1 protein-coding gene is annotated in these 377 nt (G+C 44.0%); it reads right to left on the bottom strand.

Annotated elements, in window-relative coordinates; all coding sequences use genetic code 11:
* Positions 1-377 (bottom strand): hypothetical protein (locus tag AM305_RS12465; protein WP_005825146.1); only part of this gene is annotated, 377 nt, incomplete at both ends.

Genomic DNA, 377 nt, shown 5'->3' with positions numbered 1-377 from the left:
TTATCTTTGTTTAGCGTCTCCACTGCTTGACCGTTTACACTGGTCGTAAAGTCTTGCAATGCACTGTTTGCCGTATCCGCTACCGTTTTTAACTGGTCTTCCGTCGCCGCTTGTCCTGATACAATGTTATTCGGGTCAAACGTTTTATTCGTTAAACCACTAATAGTACCCGCATCACCGTTAATCGTAATCGGATTATTTCCACCCACTTTAATGCTGTTCGCTAACGCAAACGCAATCGTGTTGTCCGTCACCGTGGTAATGATATTGCCTGAGGTATCGGTAAACTTGACACTTTCACCTAAAGCTACCGTGTCTTCCGCACCATTATCCGCATTGATTTTGAAGCCTTTACTAATCACATCATGCAACTGACC

The organism is Actinobacillus minor NM305 (assembly GCF_000175195.1).
Taxonomy (GTDB): Bacteria; Pseudomonadota; Gammaproteobacteria; order Enterobacterales; family Pasteurellaceae; genus Haemophilus_A; species Haemophilus_A minor.
The sequence above is the reverse complement of the archived record's forward strand: the minus strand, read 5'-3'. Positions and strand labels throughout refer to the sequence as shown.